The organism is Streptomyces sp. NPDC015139, from assembly GCF_043079785.1.
GTDB lineage: Bacteria > Actinomycetota > Actinomycetes > Streptomycetales > Streptomycetaceae > Streptomyces > Streptomyces albidocamelliae.
In genome coordinates this window covers 1-19,857 of record NZ_JBIBUW010000040.1, presented here as the reverse complement: position 1 = coordinate 19,857, position 19,857 = coordinate 1, and the positions used below count along the sequence as shown (strand labels likewise).

16 protein-coding genes and 4 pseudogenes are annotated in these 19,857 nt (G+C 65.7%); 11 read left to right on the top strand and 9 right to left on the bottom strand.

Features of this window, described 5'->3' with window-relative positions; all coding sequences use genetic code 11:
• Window positions 1–135 precede the first annotated feature (135 nt).
• A complete protein-coding gene (locus tag ACF08B_RS40730) occupies window positions 136–771 on the top strand; it encodes a transposase (RefSeq protein ID WP_392322084.1) in 636 nt (211 codons plus the stop codon).
• Entirely contained in the window at window positions 702–1,295 is a 594-nt protein-coding gene (locus ACF08B_RS40725; protein WP_392322085.1) for an IS630 family transposase, read from the top strand. The genes ACF08B_RS40730 and ACF08B_RS40725 overlap by 70 nt, the downstream gene beginning before the upstream one ends.
• A 41-nt stretch (window positions 1,296–1,336) precedes the next feature.
• Here ACF08B_RS40725 and ACF08B_RS40720 read toward each other — a convergent pair whose 3' ends face one another.
• Window positions 1,337–1,756, bottom strand: a complete 420-nt coding sequence (locus tag ACF08B_RS40720) for a winged helix-turn-helix domain-containing protein (RefSeq protein ID WP_392322083.1) — start codon at window positions 1,754–1,756, stop codon at window positions 1,337–1,339.
• Between the two features lie 186 nt (window positions 1,757–1,942).
• Window positions 1,943–2,158, bottom strand: a complete 216-nt coding sequence (gene tgmA / locus ACF08B_RS40715; protein ID WP_392322082.1) for a putative ATP-grasp-modified RiPP — start codon at window positions 2,156–2,158, stop codon at window positions 1,943–1,945.
• Window positions 2,159–2,444: 286 nt separating this feature from the next.
• Here tgmA and ACF08B_RS40710 point away from each other — a divergent pair, with 286 nt between their 5' ends.
• From ACF08B_RS40710 to ACF08B_RS40695, 4 genes are all read left to right on the top strand, one after another.
• Window positions 2,445–2,945 carry a SigE family RNA polymerase sigma factor gene (locus ACF08B_RS40710; RefSeq protein WP_392322081.1) on the top strand — a complete coding sequence of 167 codons (501 nt, stop codon included), beginning with the start codon at window positions 2,445–2,447 and terminating at the stop codon, window positions 2,943–2,945.
• A gap of 324 nt (window positions 2,946–3,269) precedes the next feature.
• Window positions 3,270–4,709: a DUF2079 domain-containing protein gene (locus tag ACF08B_RS40705; RefSeq protein WP_392322080.1), complete on the top strand. Its 1,440-nt coding sequence runs from the start codon at window positions 3,270–3,272 to the stop codon at window positions 4,707–4,709.
• Between the two features lie 967 nt (window positions 4,710–5,676).
• Window positions 5,677–6,540 carry a LysR family transcriptional regulator gene (locus ACF08B_RS40700; protein WP_392322079.1) on the top strand — a complete coding sequence of 288 codons (864 nt, stop codon included), beginning with the start codon at window positions 5,677–5,679 and terminating at the stop codon, window positions 6,538–6,540.
• Between the two features lie 1,300 nt (window positions 6,541–7,840).
• Window positions 7,841–8,407, top strand: a complete 567-nt coding sequence (locus ACF08B_RS40695) for a BlaI/MecI/CopY family transcriptional regulator (protein WP_392322078.1) — start codon at window positions 7,841–7,843, stop codon at window positions 8,405–8,407.
• A gap of 97 nt (window positions 8,408–8,504) precedes the next feature.
• Here the strand turns inward: ACF08B_RS40695 and ACF08B_RS40690 are convergent, their stop codons facing one another.
• The 3 genes and pseudogenes from ACF08B_RS40690 to ACF08B_RS40680 all read right to left on the bottom strand — a co-directional run.
• Window positions 8,505–9,635, bottom strand: a complete 1,131-nt coding sequence (locus ACF08B_RS40690) for a TIGR03364 family FAD-dependent oxidoreductase (protein ID WP_392322077.1) — start codon at window positions 9,633–9,635, stop codon at window positions 8,505–8,507.
• A 400-nt stretch (window positions 9,636–10,035) separates the two neighbouring features.
• Window positions 10,036–10,836, bottom strand: a pseudogene (locus ACF08B_RS40685) (transposase family protein).
• Between the two features lie 187 nt (window positions 10,837–11,023).
• Window positions 11,024–12,145 (bottom strand): annotated as a pseudogene (locus ACF08B_RS40680) (IS110 family transposase); the annotation flags it as partial.
• A gap of 63 nt (window positions 12,146–12,208) precedes the next feature.
• Between ACF08B_RS40680 and ACF08B_RS40675 the strand changes: the two are divergent.
• Window positions 12,209–12,553 (top strand): annotated as a pseudogene (locus ACF08B_RS40675) (ATP-binding protein); the annotation flags it as partial.
• 94 nt (window positions 12,554–12,647) lie between these two features.
• On the opposite strand, the pseudogene ACF08B_RS40670 reads toward ACF08B_RS40675, so the two are convergent.
• Window positions 12,648–12,944, bottom strand: a pseudogene (locus ACF08B_RS40670) (transposase); the annotation flags it as partial.
• A gap of 80 nt (window positions 12,945–13,024) precedes the next feature.
• Between ACF08B_RS40670 and ACF08B_RS40665 the strand changes: the two are divergent.
• Both ACF08B_RS40665 and ACF08B_RS40660 read left to right on the top strand, forming a co-directional pair.
• Window positions 13,025–14,095, top strand: coding sequence for a tyrosine-type recombinase/integrase (locus ACF08B_RS40665; RefSeq protein ID WP_392322076.1), 1,071 nt, complete (start codon window positions 13,025–13,027; stop codon window positions 14,093–14,095).
• Between the two features lie 678 nt (window positions 14,096–14,773).
• Window positions 14,774–15,238, top strand: coding sequence for a hypothetical protein (locus tag ACF08B_RS40660; protein WP_392322075.1), 465 nt, complete (start codon window positions 14,774–14,776; stop codon window positions 15,236–15,238).
• Here the strand turns inward: ACF08B_RS40660 and ACF08B_RS40655 are convergent.
• Together ACF08B_RS40655 and ACF08B_RS40650 are read right to left on the bottom strand one after the other, a co-directional pair.
• Window positions 15,217–16,137: an IS3 family transposase gene (locus ACF08B_RS40655; protein ID WP_392322074.1), complete on the bottom strand. Its 921-nt coding sequence runs from the start codon at window positions 16,135–16,137 to the stop codon at window positions 15,217–15,219. The genes ACF08B_RS40660 and ACF08B_RS40655 overlap by 22 nt on opposite strands.
• Complete coding sequence (locus tag ACF08B_RS40650) at window positions 16,134–16,442, bottom strand: transposase (protein ID WP_392322073.1); 309 nt, start codon at window positions 16,440–16,442, stop codon at window positions 16,134–16,136. Before ACF08B_RS40650 ends, ACF08B_RS40655 begins: the two co-directional genes overlap by 4 nt.
• Before the next feature lie 72 nt (window positions 16,443–16,514).
• On the opposite strand from ACF08B_RS40650, the gene ACF08B_RS40645 reads away from it, so the two are divergent.
• Window positions 16,515–17,741: a tyrosine-type recombinase/integrase gene (locus ACF08B_RS40645; RefSeq protein WP_392322072.1), complete on the top strand. Its 1,227-nt coding sequence runs from the start codon at window positions 16,515–16,517 to the stop codon at window positions 17,739–17,741.
• On the opposite strand, the gene ACF08B_RS40640 is transcribed toward ACF08B_RS40645, so the two are convergent.
• Window positions 17,666–17,932 (bottom strand): transposase, encoded by a 267-nt coding sequence (locus tag ACF08B_RS40640; RefSeq protein ID WP_392322071.1) that lies wholly within the window; start codon window positions 17,930–17,932, stop codon window positions 17,666–17,668. The genes ACF08B_RS40645 and ACF08B_RS40640 overlap by 76 nt on opposite strands.
• Before the next feature lie 822 nt (window positions 17,933–18,754).
• On the opposite strand from ACF08B_RS40640, the gene ACF08B_RS40635 reads away from it, so the two are divergent.
• Window positions 18,755–19,663 carry a LysR family transcriptional regulator gene (locus ACF08B_RS40635; protein WP_392322070.1) on the top strand — a complete coding sequence of 303 codons (909 nt, stop codon included), beginning with the start codon at window positions 18,755–18,757 and terminating at the stop codon, window positions 19,661–19,663.
• Window positions 19,664–19,857 lie beyond the last annotated feature (194 nt).

Below are 19,857 nucleotides of genomic sequence, written 5' to 3'. Positions count from 1 at the left end.
CTATATCGCAGGCCTCCACCTCCGCGCCGCAATGATCTGGATCGACGACCTCCTGAAGACCACCGACTGATCACGACATCACACAGGCCCTAGTGCTGGATTCCGCTTTCGCTGGGTATATGTCCTGATGGCGGGGTGGTTCGTTCGCTCGGGGGCGGGTGCTGGACGGTGGTGTTACGGGCACGGCCGAGCCGTGACGAGAACGAGCAACGGCTGGTGCGTCGACTGTCGCGAGCGCGCAAGGCGCCGCGGGATCTGGTGGTGCGGGCTCGGATGGTCGAGCTGAGCTGGGCCGGGCAGCGGGTGCCGGCCATCACGGACGAGCTCAGGTGCAGCCCGAAGACGGTCCGCCGTTGGTTGCACCGCTTCAACCGCTCGGGCCTGGACGGGCTGGAGGACCTGGGCGGTCAGGGCCGCAAGTGTCGGATCACCGAAGCGGAACGCTCCAGGATCATCGGCCTGGTCAGACAGCCGGCGCCGGGCCGGCTGACCGTGCAGGCGGGCGGGGAGCTGGCCGCGGCGGATGAGTCCGGGCCGCCGGAATGGACCCTGGACGCGCTGGCCGCCGAGGCCGGACGGCTGGGTATCACCATCGGCCGCAGCCAGGTCCGCAGAATCCTGCTGGCCGAGGGGGTCCGCTGGCGCCGCACCCGGTCCTGGACCCGCTCGAAGGATCCGGACTTCGAGGGAAAAGGACGAGGATCATCGGCCTCTATACCTGCCCGCCCGGGTGCGCGACGGTCGTCTGCGCCGACGAGCTCGGGCCTGTGATCCCGCGTACGTTTCCGCCGGCGCCGGGCTGGTCGCCGGACGGCCACCGCATCAAGTCCGAGGTGGACTACGGCCGTGGGCCGGAGAAGACCTGGGTCTACGGCGCTCTGAGAGTGCGGGACGGACATGAGGTCACCATGACCGCCTCCTCCCGCAACAGCGTCTTCTATCAGCAGTTCCTTCAGAAGGTCGAGGCAGCCAATCCCACTGGTGACATCTACGTCGTCACCGACAACCTCTCCTCACACAACAGCCTGTCCACCCGCACCTGGCTGGAGGACCACCCCAGAATCAGGCACGTCTTCATCCCCGTCGGCGCCTGCTGGCTCAACCTCCAGGAAGGCTGGTGGCGCATCTTCCGCAAGGCCGCCCTCGCCGGCCAGTCCTTCGCCGGGCCCTCCGAGATCGAACACGCCACCCGCCTTGCAACAGCCCAGCTCAACACCCGAGCCCGGCCCTGGGTATGGGGAAGACCCGCACCACCAACTCGCCTGCTACGACGCCGGTATGTGTACACCGTTTGAGGAATCCAGCACTAGGCGGTCCGCGGCCAGTCCGGCCGCGGTCATTCCACGTGCGGCCACACGTCCTTGACCCAGCCGGCCACTACGTCCTCGTTGCGCCTGAGGGCGCGGCAGGCGGGAACTTGATGGCTCCAGCCGTGCCGACGCAGCATCTGCGCGATGCCGGACCGTGTCATGGTCTTGTGGAACCTGCGGCCGATCAGCGTCTTGATCCGAGCCAGGGTCCAGGTCTGGTCCGGCCAGCCATGAGCACCCGGACCTCTGGCCAGTTCCTCCTCCAGTACGGCGAACAGCGCGTGGCTAAGTTTCGGGCGGGAGACCGCACCGCGTGAGCGCAGCCCGTCGGCACCTCGTTCCTGCCACGACCGCCGCCACCTTTGCGCGGACCGAACGCTGACCCGTAACTCCCGCGCGACCGCCGCATTGTCCTGCCCGGCAGCGAACAACTCAGCCGCCCTCATCCGGACACCCTCCCCAAACGCCTGCCGCTCAGGCGCCAGGCCCCCACCCTGCGGATACCTCACAGTCCTGGCCTACCGCGACGATCAAAACCTCTCAGCCCTCACGACACCGCGCCTACAAGTTCAGTAGAAGGGAGAGTGAATGGCTGCTCGTCCTGTTCGAGCAGAGTTAGCACCCGGCGCATGTCAATCATCGAAGTGTGTCTTCGAACCCGCTGTCGAAACGGTGGTGCCCAGGGCCCGCATCCCTTTGGGGCAGCTGGCCACCGGCAGGCCGGAGCTGTACCGGTTCAGTTGCGCGTCCGCATCATAGGTGTACGGCTTGATCGCCAGCTGTGCTGGAAGCGGCCTGGCAAAGCGCAGGGCGAACGGCTGCGGGACAGAATCGGAACTCACGGACACGCTCTCTCTTTCGTCGGCTCAACCATCCATCGGGGCAGGGGCTGGGTGTGCTGAGACTGCATCTGTCTCCCGGCCGAGTCCTCGCCCTCCCCTTAGACGGGCAGAGGTCCACTTCCGTTTCTACGGCAGGTGCAGGCGAGGTACTCAATCCTTGGGTGTGTGAGCCGTGCCGCGCGGCCCCATCGTGCATGAATAGTCACTCGCAGTAATGCTGGGACGTGATGTCAACCTACCAAGCTGGCCAGACGTAGAGAGGGTGACAGGGTCGCTCAGGGGAGTCTGCGTTGTGACCATCGAGGAATATGAGGAGTTCTACGCGTCATGTGCGAGGCGTCTTATCGGACAGGTCTATCTACTGACCGGCAACCTGCACGAGGCAGAGGACACCGTGCAGGAGGCGTTCGTGCGCTGCTGGGTACGTCGGCGCTCCATGGAAACAGCGTCCTGCCCGGAGGCGTGGGTGCGCACCGTGGCCTTCCGGCTAGCCATCAGCCGGTTCAGGCGCCGGCGCCGCGGCCGGGAAGCATGGCACCGCGCCATGGCCGGTCAGCCACGAGAAGTGGCGGCACCTGACGAGCAGTCGGTTGCCGTAGCCCAGGCGCTTGCACGCCTTCCTGACCGGCAGCGCCTGGTGATCGTCATGTTCTACCTCTGCGACATGACGGTGGAGCAGGTTGCCGCCGAGGCCGGTGTAAGTACCGGAACTGTCAAAACCCAGCTGTTCAGGGGCCGCTCGGCGCTGGCCAGCTTGTTGGAGGGCTTCAAAGGAGGCTCGCGCAATGACTGAGCGCTGGTCAACTTCCTTTTCTGACTCCGCTGACGACAGCGCAGGGCTGCGCCTCATGCTCAGGGCGGCCGCCGAGGACGCTGGCCGGTTCGCGGCACCAGATGCCGCAGCCAGAATTTCCGAACGGGGTGCTGCCCGACGCCGGCGGCGGCTCGCTGCTGCAGCCGCTGCTGCGGTGGTCATGACAGCGGGAGCGGTGGCAGCCGCCGTTCTGGCTCATGGGCCCTCTGGCCCGCCCGCAGCACCGCCCGGGCAGACGCTGACGCCTCACACTGCTCCCGCGTCGTCTCTCTTTCCCCACTCCATCGCCCCTGGACAGCGACCGTGACGCAGAAAACGCGATTGAAGAACAAAAGCCGTGCAGCCATGTTAGGAACGCCGAGTCGATGGTCGCCGCCGCAGCGTCTCGACGGCCATCTACTGGCAGTCACTTGCACAGCGCTGTACGCAGTCCTTGCACTGTCCCGGTGGCTGAACTACCGCACGATGTCCTGGGACCTGGGAATATTCGAGCAGGTTGTAAGCGGCTATGCCCATTGGCAGGAACCGGTCTCGGACCTCAAGGGCCCCGGATTCAACATCCTGGGTGACCACTTCAGCCCTGTAGTGGCCCTTTTGGCGCCCTTGCACGGAATATGGCCGAGTCCCGTTACCCTCCTGATGGCCCAAAGCGTTCTGCTTGGCTGGTCCGTTTGGCCGGTTACCAGCGCTGCGGCGCACTTGCTGGGACGCCGGACTGGTCTGCTGCTAGGTGCGAGCTACGGGCTGTCGTGGGGACTTCAGCGAGCAGCCGACTTCGACTTCCACGAGATCGCCTTCGCGGTTCCGATGATTGCTGCAAGCCTGTCCGCGTTGGTGACAAGACGGTGGTATGCCGCACTGCTGTGGGCGCTGCCACTGGTGTTGGTCAAGGAGGATCTGGGAATGACCTGCATGGTCGTTGCCCTGATTACTGCACAACGTTGCCGCCGTGGCAGAACGGGTCTGGCGTTGATCGCCCTTGCTACGGCAGCTGTGGGAGCTGTCTGCTGCCTCTTCACGGTGACGGTGATCATTCCGGCGGCCAGCGGCCACGGATACGACTATTGGGTCAAGATTGGCGATAGAACCGACCCGGTGACGGCGCTGTTCCGGCACGGCGGTGGCGAGAAGCTCCGCACCCTGATCTGGACCCTGCTGCCTACGACCGGTCTGCTTGCTCTGCGCTCGCCCCTGCTCCTGATCGCCACGCCTACCCTCTTGTGGAGGTTCTTGTCGAACGATGAGCACTACTGGAGCACTGACTGGCATTACAGCGCAGTGCTGATGCCGATCACCACCATTGCCCTCGTTGATGCCCTTGCGGCTGTCCGCTGCACCCGGCGCCTGTACTTGCGTATCTACGCAGGACACCTGCCCACTGCGCTCCTGGCTTCAGCCCTTGCACTGTGCACTACTCTGCCGTTCGCCACTCTGACCGAAGCGGCAACCTATCGCGCTGACCCCGCTGCCAAGGCAGGAGCAAACGTTCTCGCCACCGTTCCGGACGGCGCAACCGTAGAGGTGGATATTGTCCCCAGTGCTCACTTGGCAGACCGCTGCCGCGTCTTCTGGATCGGCGACGCGGGCCGAGGTGCCGACTACATCGCGTCTTACGACCCGGATCACAACAGCGCTGAGATGCTCGCACGAGCTGAGCAATTGCACCCTCACCAGCGCTACACCGTCATCAGCAACGCATCGGGCTACTGGGTTCTCAAGCACATCCCGAACGGCACCAGGTGAGCGGGCTGCATGCCGTCGGCTGCCTCCATCGGCTACGTTGACCCCAGCCTGTGTCGGCCCTCGGACGCTTCGCACACGAAGCGCCGGGGGAGCCGGTCAACAGAAGCGTCAAACACCAATGCCCCAAGCGACAACCGTCATACCGACGATGTCGCGTCGGCGAGTCCGCCTTGACAAGGACGGGGCCGGCCGAAGATCCTCCGCTGGCCGGGGCGCAGGCCGGGGCGCAGGGTGTCCGCCGTAGGCTCCGCTCCCTGACCTCCAGCCTCCGGCAGACTCCCGACGCAGTGCTTTGCCTATGGCGGGCATTGGCAAATCCATTGAGCGCAACGCATTGTCCCCCAGTAGCGAAATCCGTAGCCTTCCAGCGTTCGAGCAGCTCGTTGCCCCTCAGCACCAGCGGACCGGAACGCAGGTGGGTATGTTCTGTGTCAGTCATCTCTGCCCAGATGCGCGTAGGCGTGCGCAGCATCCGTTCGTGCTCACGAGGACGCGACAGATCTCACGCACCATAGGTCGGTCACTGCCCGGCGCAGCGACAGCGGCAGGGGACGCACGCACGGTATACATGCCCCTCGGCTCCGGTCGAGTCACTGGCGCCTGCCTACTTCAGCCCCTACTTGGCAACTCAGGCTTATGTATGAAAAGTTGAGTGACGCCAGAGAGACATCAGCTGCGAGAGCGAGGCGATAGGCCGACGTCGTCCCGAGAGGCTGAGTTAGCGCTGTCGAGATGCTCAAGAGGTCGCAATCGGCACACCGACCCGGCAGCGCCGGGCCTGGAGCAGCGGCTGCGTGTCTACTCTGGCAACCCCGTGACTGTGCCGGCGCATACAGATCGTGTCTCTGTGTTCAATGGCGCTGGTGCTCGAGCCCGGCGATCGGCGAGAAGCTGACGCACCACCAGAGCAATGTCGTTGGTACTCGCTGAAAGGTTCCCGGTCATGAGGCAAGGAGCAGATCTGGCGATGCTCCGCACCTTCCTGTGCGTTTACAGATGCGGAGGGGTTGCCAAAGCAGCAGCACAGCTAGGGGTGTCCCAGCCCGCGGTCTCCCGGCATCTGAAGACACTCGAAACCGACATGGGGCGGGTGCTGTTCAGCCGGCGAGGGAGAGGGGTTGTCCCCACACCTGCAGGAGACCTCCTCGCAACCCAGATCGCCATGCACCTGGATGCCCTGGAAGATGCCGTGGGCACTTTCAAGCCGTCCGGTGCTGCTGCTCCCGTGGTCTTGGGGGCCCCGGCCGATCTCCTGGCCGTGCATCTGGTCCCCAGGCTCACGCCTCTCCTTGCCCGGGGCATCGACCTGCACTGCCGAATCGGCCCATCTCCTGAACTGGCCACAGCACTCGTACACAACGAGCTGGACCTCATCGCGGTGACGCAGGTCGATGAAGTGCCCACCCGGCAGCTCTACCTCAGTCACATGTACGAGGAGGAGTTCGTCCTGATCGGTAGGGCCGGAGAAGCCCCCTACACGCCGGAAAGCGATCACCGCAGCTTCATCGGATACTCGACCAGTATGCCGATGGCCCGACGCTACTTCCGTACCTGCTGGGACATTCAGCCGCCGACACCGGCGCTGACCGTGGCCGATCTTCGAACCGTGGTGAGTGCTGTTGCCGGAGGCGTGGGGCTCAGCGTGGTCCCCCGCTACCTTGCCCAAAGAGGCCTGGACGCCGGCAGACTGAGCATACTGCACATACCGCACAAACGGATCACCAACTCGATCTACCTGGCCACAAGGCAAGGCCGGCAACAGTATCCCCCGATCCGCTTGGCCTTCGATCTACTGTGCCCCATTGAGGATGGCATGTCGCTGCCCTCGTGATCCCGCAGTGCCGCCAGCCAGCCGTGCCCCCGGCGATTACTATCAGGGCAACCGCACCAAAGGCAAGGCGCCTGCCGCTGAAGTGTGTTGCATGAGGCTCGGTGTGGGCAGGGTTGGGTGGCATTCTGCCGACGGTCCCACTGTTGCATGACGAGGATGTGCAAGGTGGGCTACCGCCGATGTAGCGCGATTAGGGCCCTCACCTCTCGGGCGACAGCCGCGGCGAATCTCTTCAGTTGTTCAGCCAGGCGAAAGTGTGCTCGACTCGGGCCCGCACGCCTCGGTGCGCGATCGTGTCTTCCCTCCGGCCCCGCAGGCGGGGCCGCCCGGCGTTCCTGCACGGTGAGACGGGCAGACCGGTGCACGGGCACTCGCCGTCGCGATCATGGTGTGTCTGCCGCCACGGCAGGCGGTGCCGACTCGCACACACGTGCTGGCCCCGTCTCGCCACGTGCCGGGTAGGCAAACGCCACCACCCGGCGGGTCGGCTTCGATGGTGACCTTGCATGTCTGCTCTGAGCCGGTAATTGCGTGAGAGAGGCTGCTACCGGCCAGTCGTGGTGCGAGATCAGTGGGCGGCCATCATGCATTCCCGGTCGTCGCCTGTCACCGGCCGAGGGGCTGGCTCGAGCGCGAGGAGCGATCGCAGGCGCCGGATGATCCGGCAAACGGTGCCAGGTGAGCAGCCGACAAGTGAGGCGAGTTGCCGCATAGTGAGTGCGGAGGTGCACCGAGACCAGCCGTGCCGGCTCACCTGGTGGAAGAGACCACGGTAGACCGCCGCCAGAGGCGTTGCCGCCCCGTCCTCACTACCCGAGGCGGCTTCGCAAACCGTTTCGTCCACAGCCCAGTTGCGGTCCCCGCCCGCACCCGCTCAGTTCCCTGCACCTCGCCCGTACAGGCAAAATGCTGACGATCAAGCCTTGCGCCGCACCTTTGAGGCAGTCCAGTGACTGCCTCAAGGCGTCCGGCGCCAACTGCTCAGCGGCGGGAACGGCATCGGGGTTTGGATCGTTCCGGGCGCTGTTTGAGCCTGTGGAGCACCACGTCCGCCCGGCTGGCGTCGACGCTGCAGCGGCAGGTCCAGCTCGCTTCACATCCCGGTCATGCCGACCCTGTGCCCACGGCACCTCAACTAGGGCTGCACATCGACCGGAACGAACGCTCTGCAGCCGGAGGATTTCGCGTCGTCGTGGAGAGAAGAGCCGAATGATGCGGCACACTGGCACATATTCAGCCTTGCTATGAGTACTATCCAGTATTGCATTACTCGACCAGGCTAGGGAGAGAGAGGGTCACCGTGACCGAAGGACAGGACGAAACCACCAATCTCCAGCCGCTGTATGCAGCTCGGCTGGCTGACGACCTGGAGCGCAACACACTCACGCAGGAACGCCTGACCGACGAGCTGACCGCCTTGGAGGGGCGTCTCGAGGCCCTGCGCCGCAACCATGCTCTCCTCGTCAACATGCAGCAAGCACTTGGTGACCCCGGCGTCTCTGTCAACGGGGCGGCGACGGACCACAAGGCACCTTCGCCGGTCCCGCCCCAGGGCAGGAGCCGACGCAACGGCAGGTCGAAGGACAACAGCTCCGTGAAGCCTGCTGCAGTGAAAGCGTCTTCGGCAGCAACCTCTGAGGGCCGCGGCAAGAGCAGCGGAGGACCGACTCTGCGGGAGCTAGTGGTCAGTCAAGTCACCCGCAAGGCGCAGCCCATCTCGGCGCAAGAAGTCACCGAGGCGCTGGTGGTCGCGCACCCGGAACGCAACATCAAGATCACGGTAGTGCGGAGCACGCTGGAAGCGATGGTGGCCAAGGGGGCCGTACGCCGTGACAAGCAGGGCAAGGCCGTCTTGTACTCCGCGTAGTCCTGACCACGACCGGGCAAATTCCGGCGTCAGGATGTGACTGCTCCTGACGCCGGAACAGTCCGTGCTTCGGCAGGGCTCTGAGCTGCGTCGACCTTTAGCCAAGAACTTCCTCGGCCAGGCCGAACGACAGGGTCATACCTGCATCACCGAGCCCGTTGACAATGATCACCCCCGGCTCGGGCTGGACGACAAGTTCGGTACCTCCTTCGTTCAGCGAGGAGTAGTAGCCCACCCAGCGCTGGGCGATAGCCAGGTGGGGCGCATGAGCGAACGTGTGGAGATATTTCATGATCGCGGCGTTGACATTCTCATCCGCGAAGGGCGCATGGGTGTGGGCGTAGTGGTGGCTGCCGCCTATGATCAATGCGCCACTCGCGGTTTGTGACAGCAGTACATGGATGCCATTGTCTCGCTGGAAGGGCCAAGCATCTTCCATCCGGCCCCGAAGCTCGTGAAGTGAGATGCAGGACCTGAAGGCGGCAGAGTGCAACAAGGTGAGCCCGGCGCACAAGGCGGCCCCAAGCTGCCACGCGTCCGGTTGCACAGCCGTGCGCATCATCTGCAGCTTGCAGCGCGTGATGTTGCTGGCCGCGAAGGCCTGTGGATACAGGGTCTCGAAGTCATCACCACTGCACACGAACACCCGGTCTGCATGCCAGATTCCCTTCGAAGTTTCCACGTGCGGCAACGACACTCCTCGCACCGTGGTACCGAACTGAATGTCGACGCCGTAGTGATCGACAAGATGGGCCTCCAGCGCTGGAATGGCTTGCCGAGGATCTATGTTGAGTTCGACAGGGCTCCACAGAGCAGACAGCAGGCCGTCGGTGCGCACGGCGGAGCTGAATTTAGCGGCTTCCTCGGAGGTCACCAGGCGGGTGCCCTCGTCGGCGGCCGCTGTGTTGATGCACAGGAACTCCTCGAGCACCGCTTCCTCGTCCTTATGCCGTGCCAGGTGCAGGGAGCCTGACTCCCGACACCACATACCCGTCTTCCTGGCAATCTCCAGCCATATCTCCCGTGTGCACAGAGCGCGTTGACGAAGGTGGCCGTTCGGCTGGCCCACAGGCCAGACAAGGCCGAAGCTGCGGATGGAGGCGCCAACGGAGTAGCCACTGCGCTCGAACAGGACAACGCGGTCACCACGGCGGGCCGCAGCCAGCGCGTGTGCGAGTCCGATGATTCCCCCGCCGACTACAGCAGTGTCTGCATGGTTGGTAGGCATGGTCACCTCAACGCTCGTAACTGTGGATGGTCTGGCGCCGTACACACAGTGACATCATCGCCGGTGTGTAGGTGACACCCGCCCCTCGATACGGATGGCGTGGGGATCCTTCTCGGTGGACGCGCCGTGAGGATGCGTGATGCGCTGCACGTGCATACGCAGCTGCCGGCAGTGACACTTGGGGATTTGTGAAGTGGCTTGCACCGAGAAGTGACTGGCTGCACTCGCCAGCGGGGGAGACCCCCTACGTGCAGCCCTATCCCGGCCTGCCTGCGCAGAAGCCTCGCAGGTCCAGCTGCATCGGAACGCGGCAGGTGGCATGGGCCGGCGTCAACCCGATACCAGGTACCCGGCTCGCGCTGGGGCCGGGTGGCTGACGGGCGATCCAACTGAAGCTTTTTCATCCTGAATAGCTGTAGGTCAGTAGGGTGTGAATGGCCTTGACGATGGTGCCGATGCGGTTGGTGGTGCATCGTGCCCGTCGAAGACTCTCCGCGATTTCAGCAGTGCGAAGGCGCGTTTGCCGGGCTCTCAGGTGGGCGTGGTCCCGGTTGAACCGCTGGTAGTGGGCTGGCTGGATGCTGTGGTGGTAGTAGGGGTGCGGACGGTGGCACCTGCTCCCTAGTAGGCGCGGTCGGCAAGTACGAGGATCTGCCGGGTCAGGCTGGCCTGGACGATGCCGTATGCCGGGCGGCGGTCAGGTCGTGGGTCCGGCCCGGCAGATCGCGGGAGAACTACAGGGGCGTTCTGTCCGGTCGGGGAATGACCTGCACGTTCATCCCATGCTTGCGGTGCTTCATCGAGTAGTACGGCTCGTCCGCGCCGATCCGGTAATGGTGGGCACGAGACTTCTGTCAACGATCACGAAGTCACCTTCACCCAGCCCGGTCAGAGCTTCTGGGAGGCCCGGGGCTCACGCTGCGAGGACGTCCCAGGTCTCGTCGACATACCGCCAGGCCGTCGCCTCCGGCACCCCTAACCCTGCTCCCACCTGCGCGAGTGCCTCGTTCTTCCGCAGATGGGCGAGCGCGAGCAGAGCCTGCTTGAAACAACCCAACCGCCGCCAGGGAGAGTTCAGCTCGTGCCGGCGGGCGTGCAGCAGCCAGGAGACATGCTCGACGAGCTCGTACGGGACGTCCAACGTGGCAAAGTACGGGACCAACGAAGCCTCCGGCGCCGATGTGATGAGTGAGATCACCACACCAACGACGGAGGCTTCGCCATGTCACCCACAACTCGGCAGACCTGCGCTTTCACTCCTCAGAGATTCCCAATGATGTTGTCAAGTCGCGGCGGTGACGGTCAGTGAGGAGTTCATACTGCTGCGCCGGGGCTGCCGGCTCAACGTGCTCTGGGCCCTCATACGCGACCAGCGCACCTTCGAAGCAGCGTCTGGCCAGGGCGAGGACGGCTTGCTTGTGGTTCTTTCCCTCGCCTCGTTTGCGCTGATAGAAGCGCTGGGATTCGGGACAGTGGATGGCGGCGACCTGGGAGGATATGTAGAACAAGCAGGCGTCGGCTGTAGCGGCGTGGTCTGCGCAGATTGCCGGAGACTTTCCCGGAATCGCGTGGGACGGGTGCGAGTCCGGCGACGCCGGCGAGCCGGTCGGGGCTGCCGAAGGCGTTCATGTCACCGCCGGTAGCGGCGATGAACTCGGCGCCGAGGGTGGCGCCGATGCCGGCCATGGACGTGATCACATCCGCGTCGGGATGCTCGCGAAACCGGCCGTCGATCAGGGCGTCGAGTTCCGTGATCTCCTGATCGAGGGCCATCACCTCCCTGGCGAGGGTGTGGACCATCTTCGCGGCAGTCTTCTCACCGGGAACGACCTTGTGCTGGGCCTCGCCTGCGGTCACGGCCGCATCCGCGGTGTTCTTCGCGATGCTGAGCGTGCGCACTCCGTGGTCCTTCAGCCAGGTCGCCAGCCGGGCCCGGCCGGCTCGGCGCAAGGCGGCGGGTGTCTGGTATCAGCAGGATGAGCGCGCTTTTGGAGGTGCTGTAGTCGAAGGCCCGCTCCAGGGCGGGGAAGTACCCCAGCATCTGCGCGCGCATCCGGTTGATCGCCCTCGTGCGGTCTGCGGACAGATCCATGCGCCGCGCAGTGAGAATCTTCAGGTCGATCGCGATCTCGCTGGTGGCCTGGAGGGGCTGTAGGTCCCGGCGCATGCGGGCAGTGTCGGCGATGACGAAGGCGTCCTTCGCGTCCGTCTTTCCGTTGCCGCGGTAGGCGCCGGCTGCGTGATGGACCGTGCGGCCGGGGATGTAAAAGCAGCTTTTGCTCACGCTGGACGAGCAGAGCGATCCACAGCGCAGCTCCGCTGGCGTTGAGGTCCACTGCCCAGGTCACCGGTTCACCCTCGGCCAGCCGGAGGCCGTCGTCGAGGAATTCCAGCAGCTCGGCCTCGTTGTTCGGCACCCGTCGGGTGAGGAACACCGTAGCGTCCTTGTCGATCACCGTGTAGTGGTGCTCGCCCTTGCCCGCATCAGTTCCGGCCCACAGCTCGGGCACGGCCACCTCCGAAGTCGTTCCGTTCCTTCACCCAGCACACGACCTCGCCGACGTGTCCATACGAAGCGATGCAAGGCCGCCGAGGACCAGGGCCGGCTGATCAGCAAGCTCACCAGCTACTTCCGCCCCAGCGTCCTCGTGGTCGACGAGGTGGGCTACCAGCCGCCGGAGCGGGCCGAGGCGAACCTGGTGTTCCAGGTGATCTCCAAGCGCTATGAGAAGGGCTCGATCATCCTGACCTCGAACAAGACCTTCGGCGAGTGGGGCCAGGTCTTCGGCGACGAGGTCCTGGCCACCGCCATTCTCGACCGCCTCCTGCACCACTGCGAGGTCGTCCCGATCAACGGCAACAGCTACCGGCTCAAGAACCGTCTCCAGGCCATCGAACGGGACACCGACGTGGCCTGAGCAGTGGTGCACATAACTTCGTACTCGGTGGTGCACTCAGACGAGTACGCGGACAGACCCGCGCCAGCCGCCGGAAGCGGCCGGCCGCCGCTGGCAGAAGGGACCGGGCGCCGTCCCGGTCGGTCACGGACGCCGGTGTGACCAGCACGGCCAGGAGAAGTCCGAGCGTGTCGGTGAGCAGGTGCCGCTTGCGACCGTTGATCTTCTTGCCCGCGTCGAAGCCCCGTGAGCCGAAGGTGACGGTGGCGTCCGCCTTCACCGACTGCGAGTCCACGACCCCCGCGCTCGGCTCGGCGCTGCGGCCTTCACCGGCGCGGACGGCTTCCCGCAGCCGGTCGTGCAGCTCGGTTACCAGTCCCGTGTCCCGCCAGCGGGCGAAGAAGGCATAGACGCGCGGCCTATCAGTTACGTGGAATCAGACGCAGCAGGAGCCATCTCGTATCCTGCGGCGTCCCCATGGGCTGAGGAGGCGTGTTGGGCAGCGCGGTGGTGTTGGAGGAGAAGTGGCCGGTCCTGGGCCGGCATGAGCGGGCGGCCGAGTGGCTGCGGGTGTGGACGGATCTTGGGAGGGCTCCGCGGACGATCGACGCGTACGCGCGGGGTCTGGCCGAGTACCTGCTGATCTGCGAGCGGGACGACGTCGATCCGATCACGGCGGGCCGGCTGCACGTGGCCGCGTTCGTGAAGGACCTGTCCACGCGGCCGAGCCGCCGCGGAGCGAACGTGGTCGTGCTGGACTCCGGGGCGGGTCTGGCGAACGCGACCTTGCAGCAACGGCTGGTGCCGGTCCGCCTGTTCTACGACTACCTGATAGAGGAAGGGCTGCGGGAGTCGAACCCGGTCGGCCGCGGCCGCTACACGCCCGGCCGGAAGTTCGGCTGCCACGAGCGCGGCCTGGTGCCCCGCCTGGTGAAGCTGCCGTGGATCCCCAGCGAACAGCAGTGGCTCGACCTGCTGGACGTCGTACGCGAGGAGCCGGCACGGAACCGGGTGATGCTCGCCCTGGCCTACGAAGCCGCTCTGCGACGCGAGGAACTGTGCTCGCTTCGGACCGACGACGTCGATCCAGCCCACCGGACGCTTCGGGTCAGGGCGGAGACGACGAAGACCCGCCGCGAGCGCGTAGTGCCGTACTCCGCGCCGACGGGCGTGCTGCTGTCCGGATACCTCGCGCACAGGGCGACGATCAGCCGGGCCCGCGGCCCGCTGTTCCTGTCGGAGTCGCGTCGCAACCACGGTCAGCCGCTGAGCCTGTGGACGTGGTCGAAGGTGATCCGCCGCGTCGCCCTGGCCGCGGACCTGCCGCGCTTCTCGACCCACACCACCCGCCACCTTTGCCTGACCGACCTGGCCAGAATGGGCTGGGAACTGCATGCCATCGCGACCTTCGCCGGACACCGTCACACCGATTCGACCATGACCTACATCCACCTGTCCGGACGGGACCTCGCGGAGAAGCTGAACCGCGGCATGCAGCAGATCCACTCCTGGCGCATCGACATGCTCACCCGCGCCGGCCACCCGGGCGGGGTGAACCGTTGACGGCGACTCCGGCGACTTCCGCGGACAGCGGTGACACCGCGGACTGGATATGGCCGCTCGATCTCGCCTGCTACGACCGGCGAGCCCTGCTGACCCACGCCGAGGCGAAGGCGCTCGGCGCCCTGGGGATCGAGCAGGTCAGACGCTTGGGACTGACGCCGCAGGCGGCCCCAAGGCGGCTGGTCGAGCCGCTGGCCCACGCCCGGGACTGCCTCCGCTGGGCACCGGGCGCCGGCCACCAGCGACGGTTCGCCCGCGACGCGGCTGGCCTGGTCCTGGTCCGCTGTGGTGAACTCGGCCGTAGCTACTGGGGCTGGTCCGACCAGGATTGGGTCGACCTGATTGACCGGTCGGGGGCCGAGTTCCGACGTCGGTGGGGCGGTCAGGTCGGCCCGAACGGGCGCCCGTTCGTGATCGCCTACGCCTACCTCCTTGGCGGCTTTACCGCGTTCGAGCAGGTCGGACGCTTCCAGCGGCCCACTCTCGCCCACCGGGTCTTCGGCGAGAGCGCGGTCGATGCCGCGGTCGGGAAGGTCCTCGCGGTCCTGGGCGACTGGGGCTACCAGCGCCGTCCCAGCCGGCTCACCTCGGCGGTCTGCCAGATCCTGTTGCTGAACCGCAGTCCTCGGCTGGAGGACCTGTCCTCCGGCCCTGGACGCGGTCCGCGCGTCCGCGGCCATGCAGGAGAGCGAGTGGGCCAGCGACCTCCACGGGATCCATCGGGCCGTTGCCGCTCTCGGCCACGCCGATCCGCCGCCGCGTCCCCGGCACGGCCCCGGGCCCACGGCGATCGAGGGCACCGCAGGCAGCTGGGCGGACTGGGTCGAGCGCTGGCACGCGACCTCGACGCTGACGCCGGGCGTCCGCAGCAGCTACCGCAGTGTCCTCGCGAAGATCGGACGCTGGCTGGCCGCCGAGCACCGCGAGGTCACCGGGCCGGAGCTCTGGACCCGCCAGACCTGCGCGTCTTGGGTCGCGGCGGTCGACCGCATGACGGTTGGCGACTACTCCCAGTGGACGGCGGGCATGCGGTCGCAGGGTCGCATCGGCAAGCCGCTCACCCCGCAGGCGAAGTCCGGCTACTTGAAAGTGAGGTTCCCCCGCTGCTCGGGAGGTGCTGATCAGCTGGTCAGCTGGGGTTGATGGGTGTTCAGGTTCGCTCGTTCGGCCGCTGCCTGCTCGGCGTAGTGCTTCTCCTCGTACTCGATCGGGCTGAGGTAGCGGAGCCGTTTCTGGATGCGGCGGGGGTTGTAGAAGCCGTCGAGATACTCGAACAGCGCCAGGTTCGCCTCGGCCCGGGTGGCAAAGACCCGACCGCGGATGCACTCGGTCTTGATCGTGGACCACAGGTTCTCGGCGAGGGCATTGTCGAAACTGTCGCCGACCGACCCCATGGACGCCTCAATACCTGCCCTGACCAGGCGTGTTGTCAGCTTCACGGATGTGTACTGGCAGCCGTGGTCAGCGTGATGGACGAGCGTGCCGGGCACGACTTCCCGGGAGGCGAGGGCGTACTCCAGCACGGCGAGGACCAGATCGGCGTCCGCCCGGGCGGCAGTCTCCCAGGCGACCACGCGGCGGGAGAAGGCGTCGCGGATCGCCGACAGCCACAGCGGCCCCTCGTGCGTGGGGATCATCGTCAGGTCCGTGACCCACAGCCGGTTGGGCGCCGGCGCGGTGAAGTCGCGCCGCACCAGGTCGTTGGCGAGGTCGGCGTCCGGGTCCCGGCGAGTGAAGCCCTTGGTGCGGCGCGGGCTGATGCCCTGCAGGTCGGCCTGGCGCATCAGACGTTCGACGCGTTTGCGTCCCACGTGCACACCCTCCCGCTTGAGCTGGGCATGGACGCGGGGCGAGCCATAGATCCCGCCGGAGCCGGCGTGAATCCGGCGGATGTGCTCGGTCAGCTCCGCATCGCGCCGCCGGCGCTCGCACGGCTCGGCTTCCGCCCGGCGCCACCGGTAGTACGTGGAGGAAGGGATATGCAGTTCCCGAAGTACGCACTCGACCCCCAGGCGGGGATGCTCGTCGACGAGCGCCGTCACCTGGACCGGGTCGGGTCGAGCTGCGCCGCGAAAAACGCCGATGCCGTCCGCAGCACCTCATTCGCCCGCCTGAGCTGGGCATTCTCCCTTCGGAGCGCGGCCAGCTCCTCACGCTCGGCGGTGGTCAGCCGGTCATCACGCTCGCCGGCGTCCGCCTCCGCCTGCCTGATCCAGGTCCGTAGCGCCTCCGGATGCACACCGAGATCGACAGCCATCCGCTTGATCTGCGGCTTCGGCTCGGTGACTCGATACATCCGCACCGCACGCTCCCGCAACTCAAGCGGGTACTTCCTCGGGGCAGCCATGATCAGATCTCCTCTCGTGAGAATCATCTGACCCGCTGTCACCCTCCTCCGCATCTCGGGGGAACTTCAAAAGTGCCCCGCGCGTTCTTCCGTGACCTGCACGAATGGGAGTGGATCCCGCAACGGTTCAACCCGGCCCACGCGCTGAGGACGCCCCGCAGCGTCCAGGCCCTCTTGGGCCCCGACCCGCGCGTGATCGCGAACGACATCTGGGCCAAGCTGTTGTGGGCCGGGCTGAACGTCGAGTCCGGTGACCTACCGACCGCGGACGGCCGCACCTACCCGGCCGAGCTGATCCGGGCCATCACGCTGACCTGGCTTTTCGCTGGACAGCGCAGCGACGAAGTCGCCCGGCTCCGGGTCGGCTGCATCCGTTGGCAGCACGACGGCATGCCCATCCCCGGCGACTCCGGAGAGGTCCTGGCCCGGGACGCGGTCTGCCTGCTCGACGTCCCCACCCACAAGACCGGCACCGCGTTTACCAAGCCGGTCGACCCGCTGCTGGGGCAGGCGATCGAGGCATGGCAGGCTGCCCGCCCCGACCAGCCCACCATCCTCGACCCGAAAACCAACGAGCGCGCGGACTTCCTGTTCGCCTTCCGCGCTCGCCGCGTCTCCAAGCACTACATCAACGGAACGATCATCCCGATGCTCTGCCGCAAGGCTGGCGTCCCCACCGCCGACGTCCGCGGCAACATCACCAGCCACCGAGCCCGCTCCACCATCGCCAGCCAGCTCTACAACGCCAAAGAGCCCATGACCCTGTTCGAGCTCCAGGAATGGCTCGGACACCGGACTCCCGAAGCCACCGCCCACTACGCGAAGATCACCCCGAACACGCTCGCCCGGGCCTACAACGACGCCGGCTACTTCGCCCGCAACGTCCGCACCGTCGAAGTCCTCGTCGACCGCGACGCCGTCGCGTCCGGAGCCGCCGCGAACGGCGACCCCTGGCAGTACTACGACCTCGGCCACGGCTGGTGCACCTACACATTCTTCGAGCAGTGCCAGCACCGCATGGCCTGCGCACGCTGCGACTTCTACACCCCAAAGGCCTCCAGCAAGGGCCAGCTTCTGGAGGCGAAGGAGAACCTGCAGAAGATGCTCGCCGCCATCCCCCTGACCGACGACGAACGCGCCGCGGTCGACGACGGCCAGGCGGCCCTCGACCAGCTACTGCAGCGACTCACCGACGTCCCCACGCCAGCGGGACCCACTCCGCGTCAGATCGGTGTTCCCGCCAACGCGACCCTATTGCCGATCGTCGACGTCAGACAGGGCAAACCAGCGGGAAGTTGACAAATCTGGTTCCACAGAAAGGGCGGGAAGTCCGCGGGCATCGCCCGCCACTTGATGCCGTTGTCGAGGAGATAGCGCACTGCATCGATCATCTGCCGGTGGCAGTAGCCCTCCGGACGCCCGCCGCGGCCCGAAAGCCAGCCCGGAACCGGCAGCAGGTCCCTGACCACGGCCCACTCGGCATCGCTCATGTCCGAGCCGTATCGGGGCCGGCGCTGCGGCCGGTCGACCGCGTTCCCGAACCTGTGGGCGAGGCAGTCACCCACGAGTGGACGAACTGGACTCGGCGACCACGACCACGCGACACTTCGACAACAGGGCCTCTTGCTTCTCGCTGGACTCGACATCCGCGAGCTACCAAGAGGCCCTTCCTTCATGCACTCACCCCGGACAACTCACCCGAACCAGGCCCCCGTTCGAACCTGTCCGACCGTGCGAGCGGATAGAGAACAGGCAGTGAGAGCCCCACCATCGGCAAGAGGATGCCAGCCACACCCGAGGCCCCCGGGTGTTCAGATCCTACGAATGACCTGAATCATCCCGAGAAGGAAGGAATGTATGGACAGGATGAAAGGATCTCACTCACCGGGATGAGGCCGGGCACGGCCGCATCCCGGGCTGCCTCAGGCAGAGGCCGTCAGTTCGGGCATCGGATCGCCGAGACGGCACTGAGCTGCACCTACCACCGACGGAACCCTCACGTGCTCGGCGATGTGCAACATCAGCTCGGCGGCTCGATCCACCGGTAGCCCGTTAAATCCCACGGGAATGGCTGGCGTATTCGGCATTGATCCACCGGTTACGAGTGCACGTAGGGTCGGCCACACCGCACCTTCTCCATTCACAGTAGCATTCCTGCGCCGTACCTGGTTCCTCGCTACGGTGCCCTATCCGATGCCGAGTATGTATGTGACGGCGGCAACGAGAGCACCCCGCTTGGGCGCCGCTATGATGCTCCGGGCGCATCGCCAAACAATGCATGGCTGACATTTGCAACATCCTCAGGAGAACCCGTGACACTCGACCTCCACCGGTTGTGGATCTTTATGCAGGTGGTAGAAAACCAGGGCTTTTCCGCTGCAGCACAGAAGCTGTATATGAGCCAGCCATCGGTATCGAACCAGGTGCGAAGGCTTGAAGAGTCCCTGCGTACCACCCTGATCGACCGCTCAGGGGCGCGCATGCGCCCGACCCCTGAGGGGGAGCTGCTCCGCGACTACGGCAAAAGGATCTTCCTCCTGTCCGAGGAGGCCATCGCCGAGATCGACCGGATACGAGGAATGGAAAGTGGTCGCCTACTCGTCGGTGGCTCAACAAGCGCGGGTACCTATCTCCTGCCGGACCTCGTCGCTCGCTTCCGGCAGATGTATCCCGCAATCGAAATTCACGTGCTCGTCGACAATAATGAAAACGTGCGCGAACATCTACTGAACGGTAATGTGGGGATCGCGGTGGTGGCGGGTGTGTCCTCCGAACCTCGATTCACGTCGGAAAAAATCCTCGAGGAGCGGATGGTAATCGTTGCCCATGGCGACCATTATTTGGCGCGTGGTACGGCTATATCTCTCAAGGAGCTTTCCGGGGAGCGGTTCCTGATGCGGGAACCGGGGTCGCAGACTCGCGATATGCAAGAGCAGATCATCCGGTCATGGGAGCTGGAATCCTGCCCTCGCAGTGATGTGTGGGGGTCCGAGGCCCTCAAACGATGCGTTGCCGCCGGCCTGGGGCTCTCGTTGATCTCCGAGTACGCTGTTCGCGACGAGGTGACGCTGGGCAGTCTCGTAGTGCTGGACGTTGACAGCGGCCATCAGAGCCGCCCGATCTCCCTCCTGCAGCGCCGTGACCGGCTGCTTTCCCCCCCTGAACGTGCCTTCGTGAAGCTGCTGAAGAAGCAGGATTCGTGGTCGGCGGAAGCGGCATGACGCGAGATCGGTATCGGGCTCGACAGCGGACTGATCCGCCATAGCGGACCCGTACCGTCTCAGCAGATACCGGCACCGCATCAGTGGCCCCTCCCTTGAGTCCTCCTGTGCCGGTCAGTCCTCGCTGGACGCCGCCGGGAGCTTGGTCTGGATGAGGTCCATGACCGTGGAGTCGGTCAGCGTGGTGACGTCAC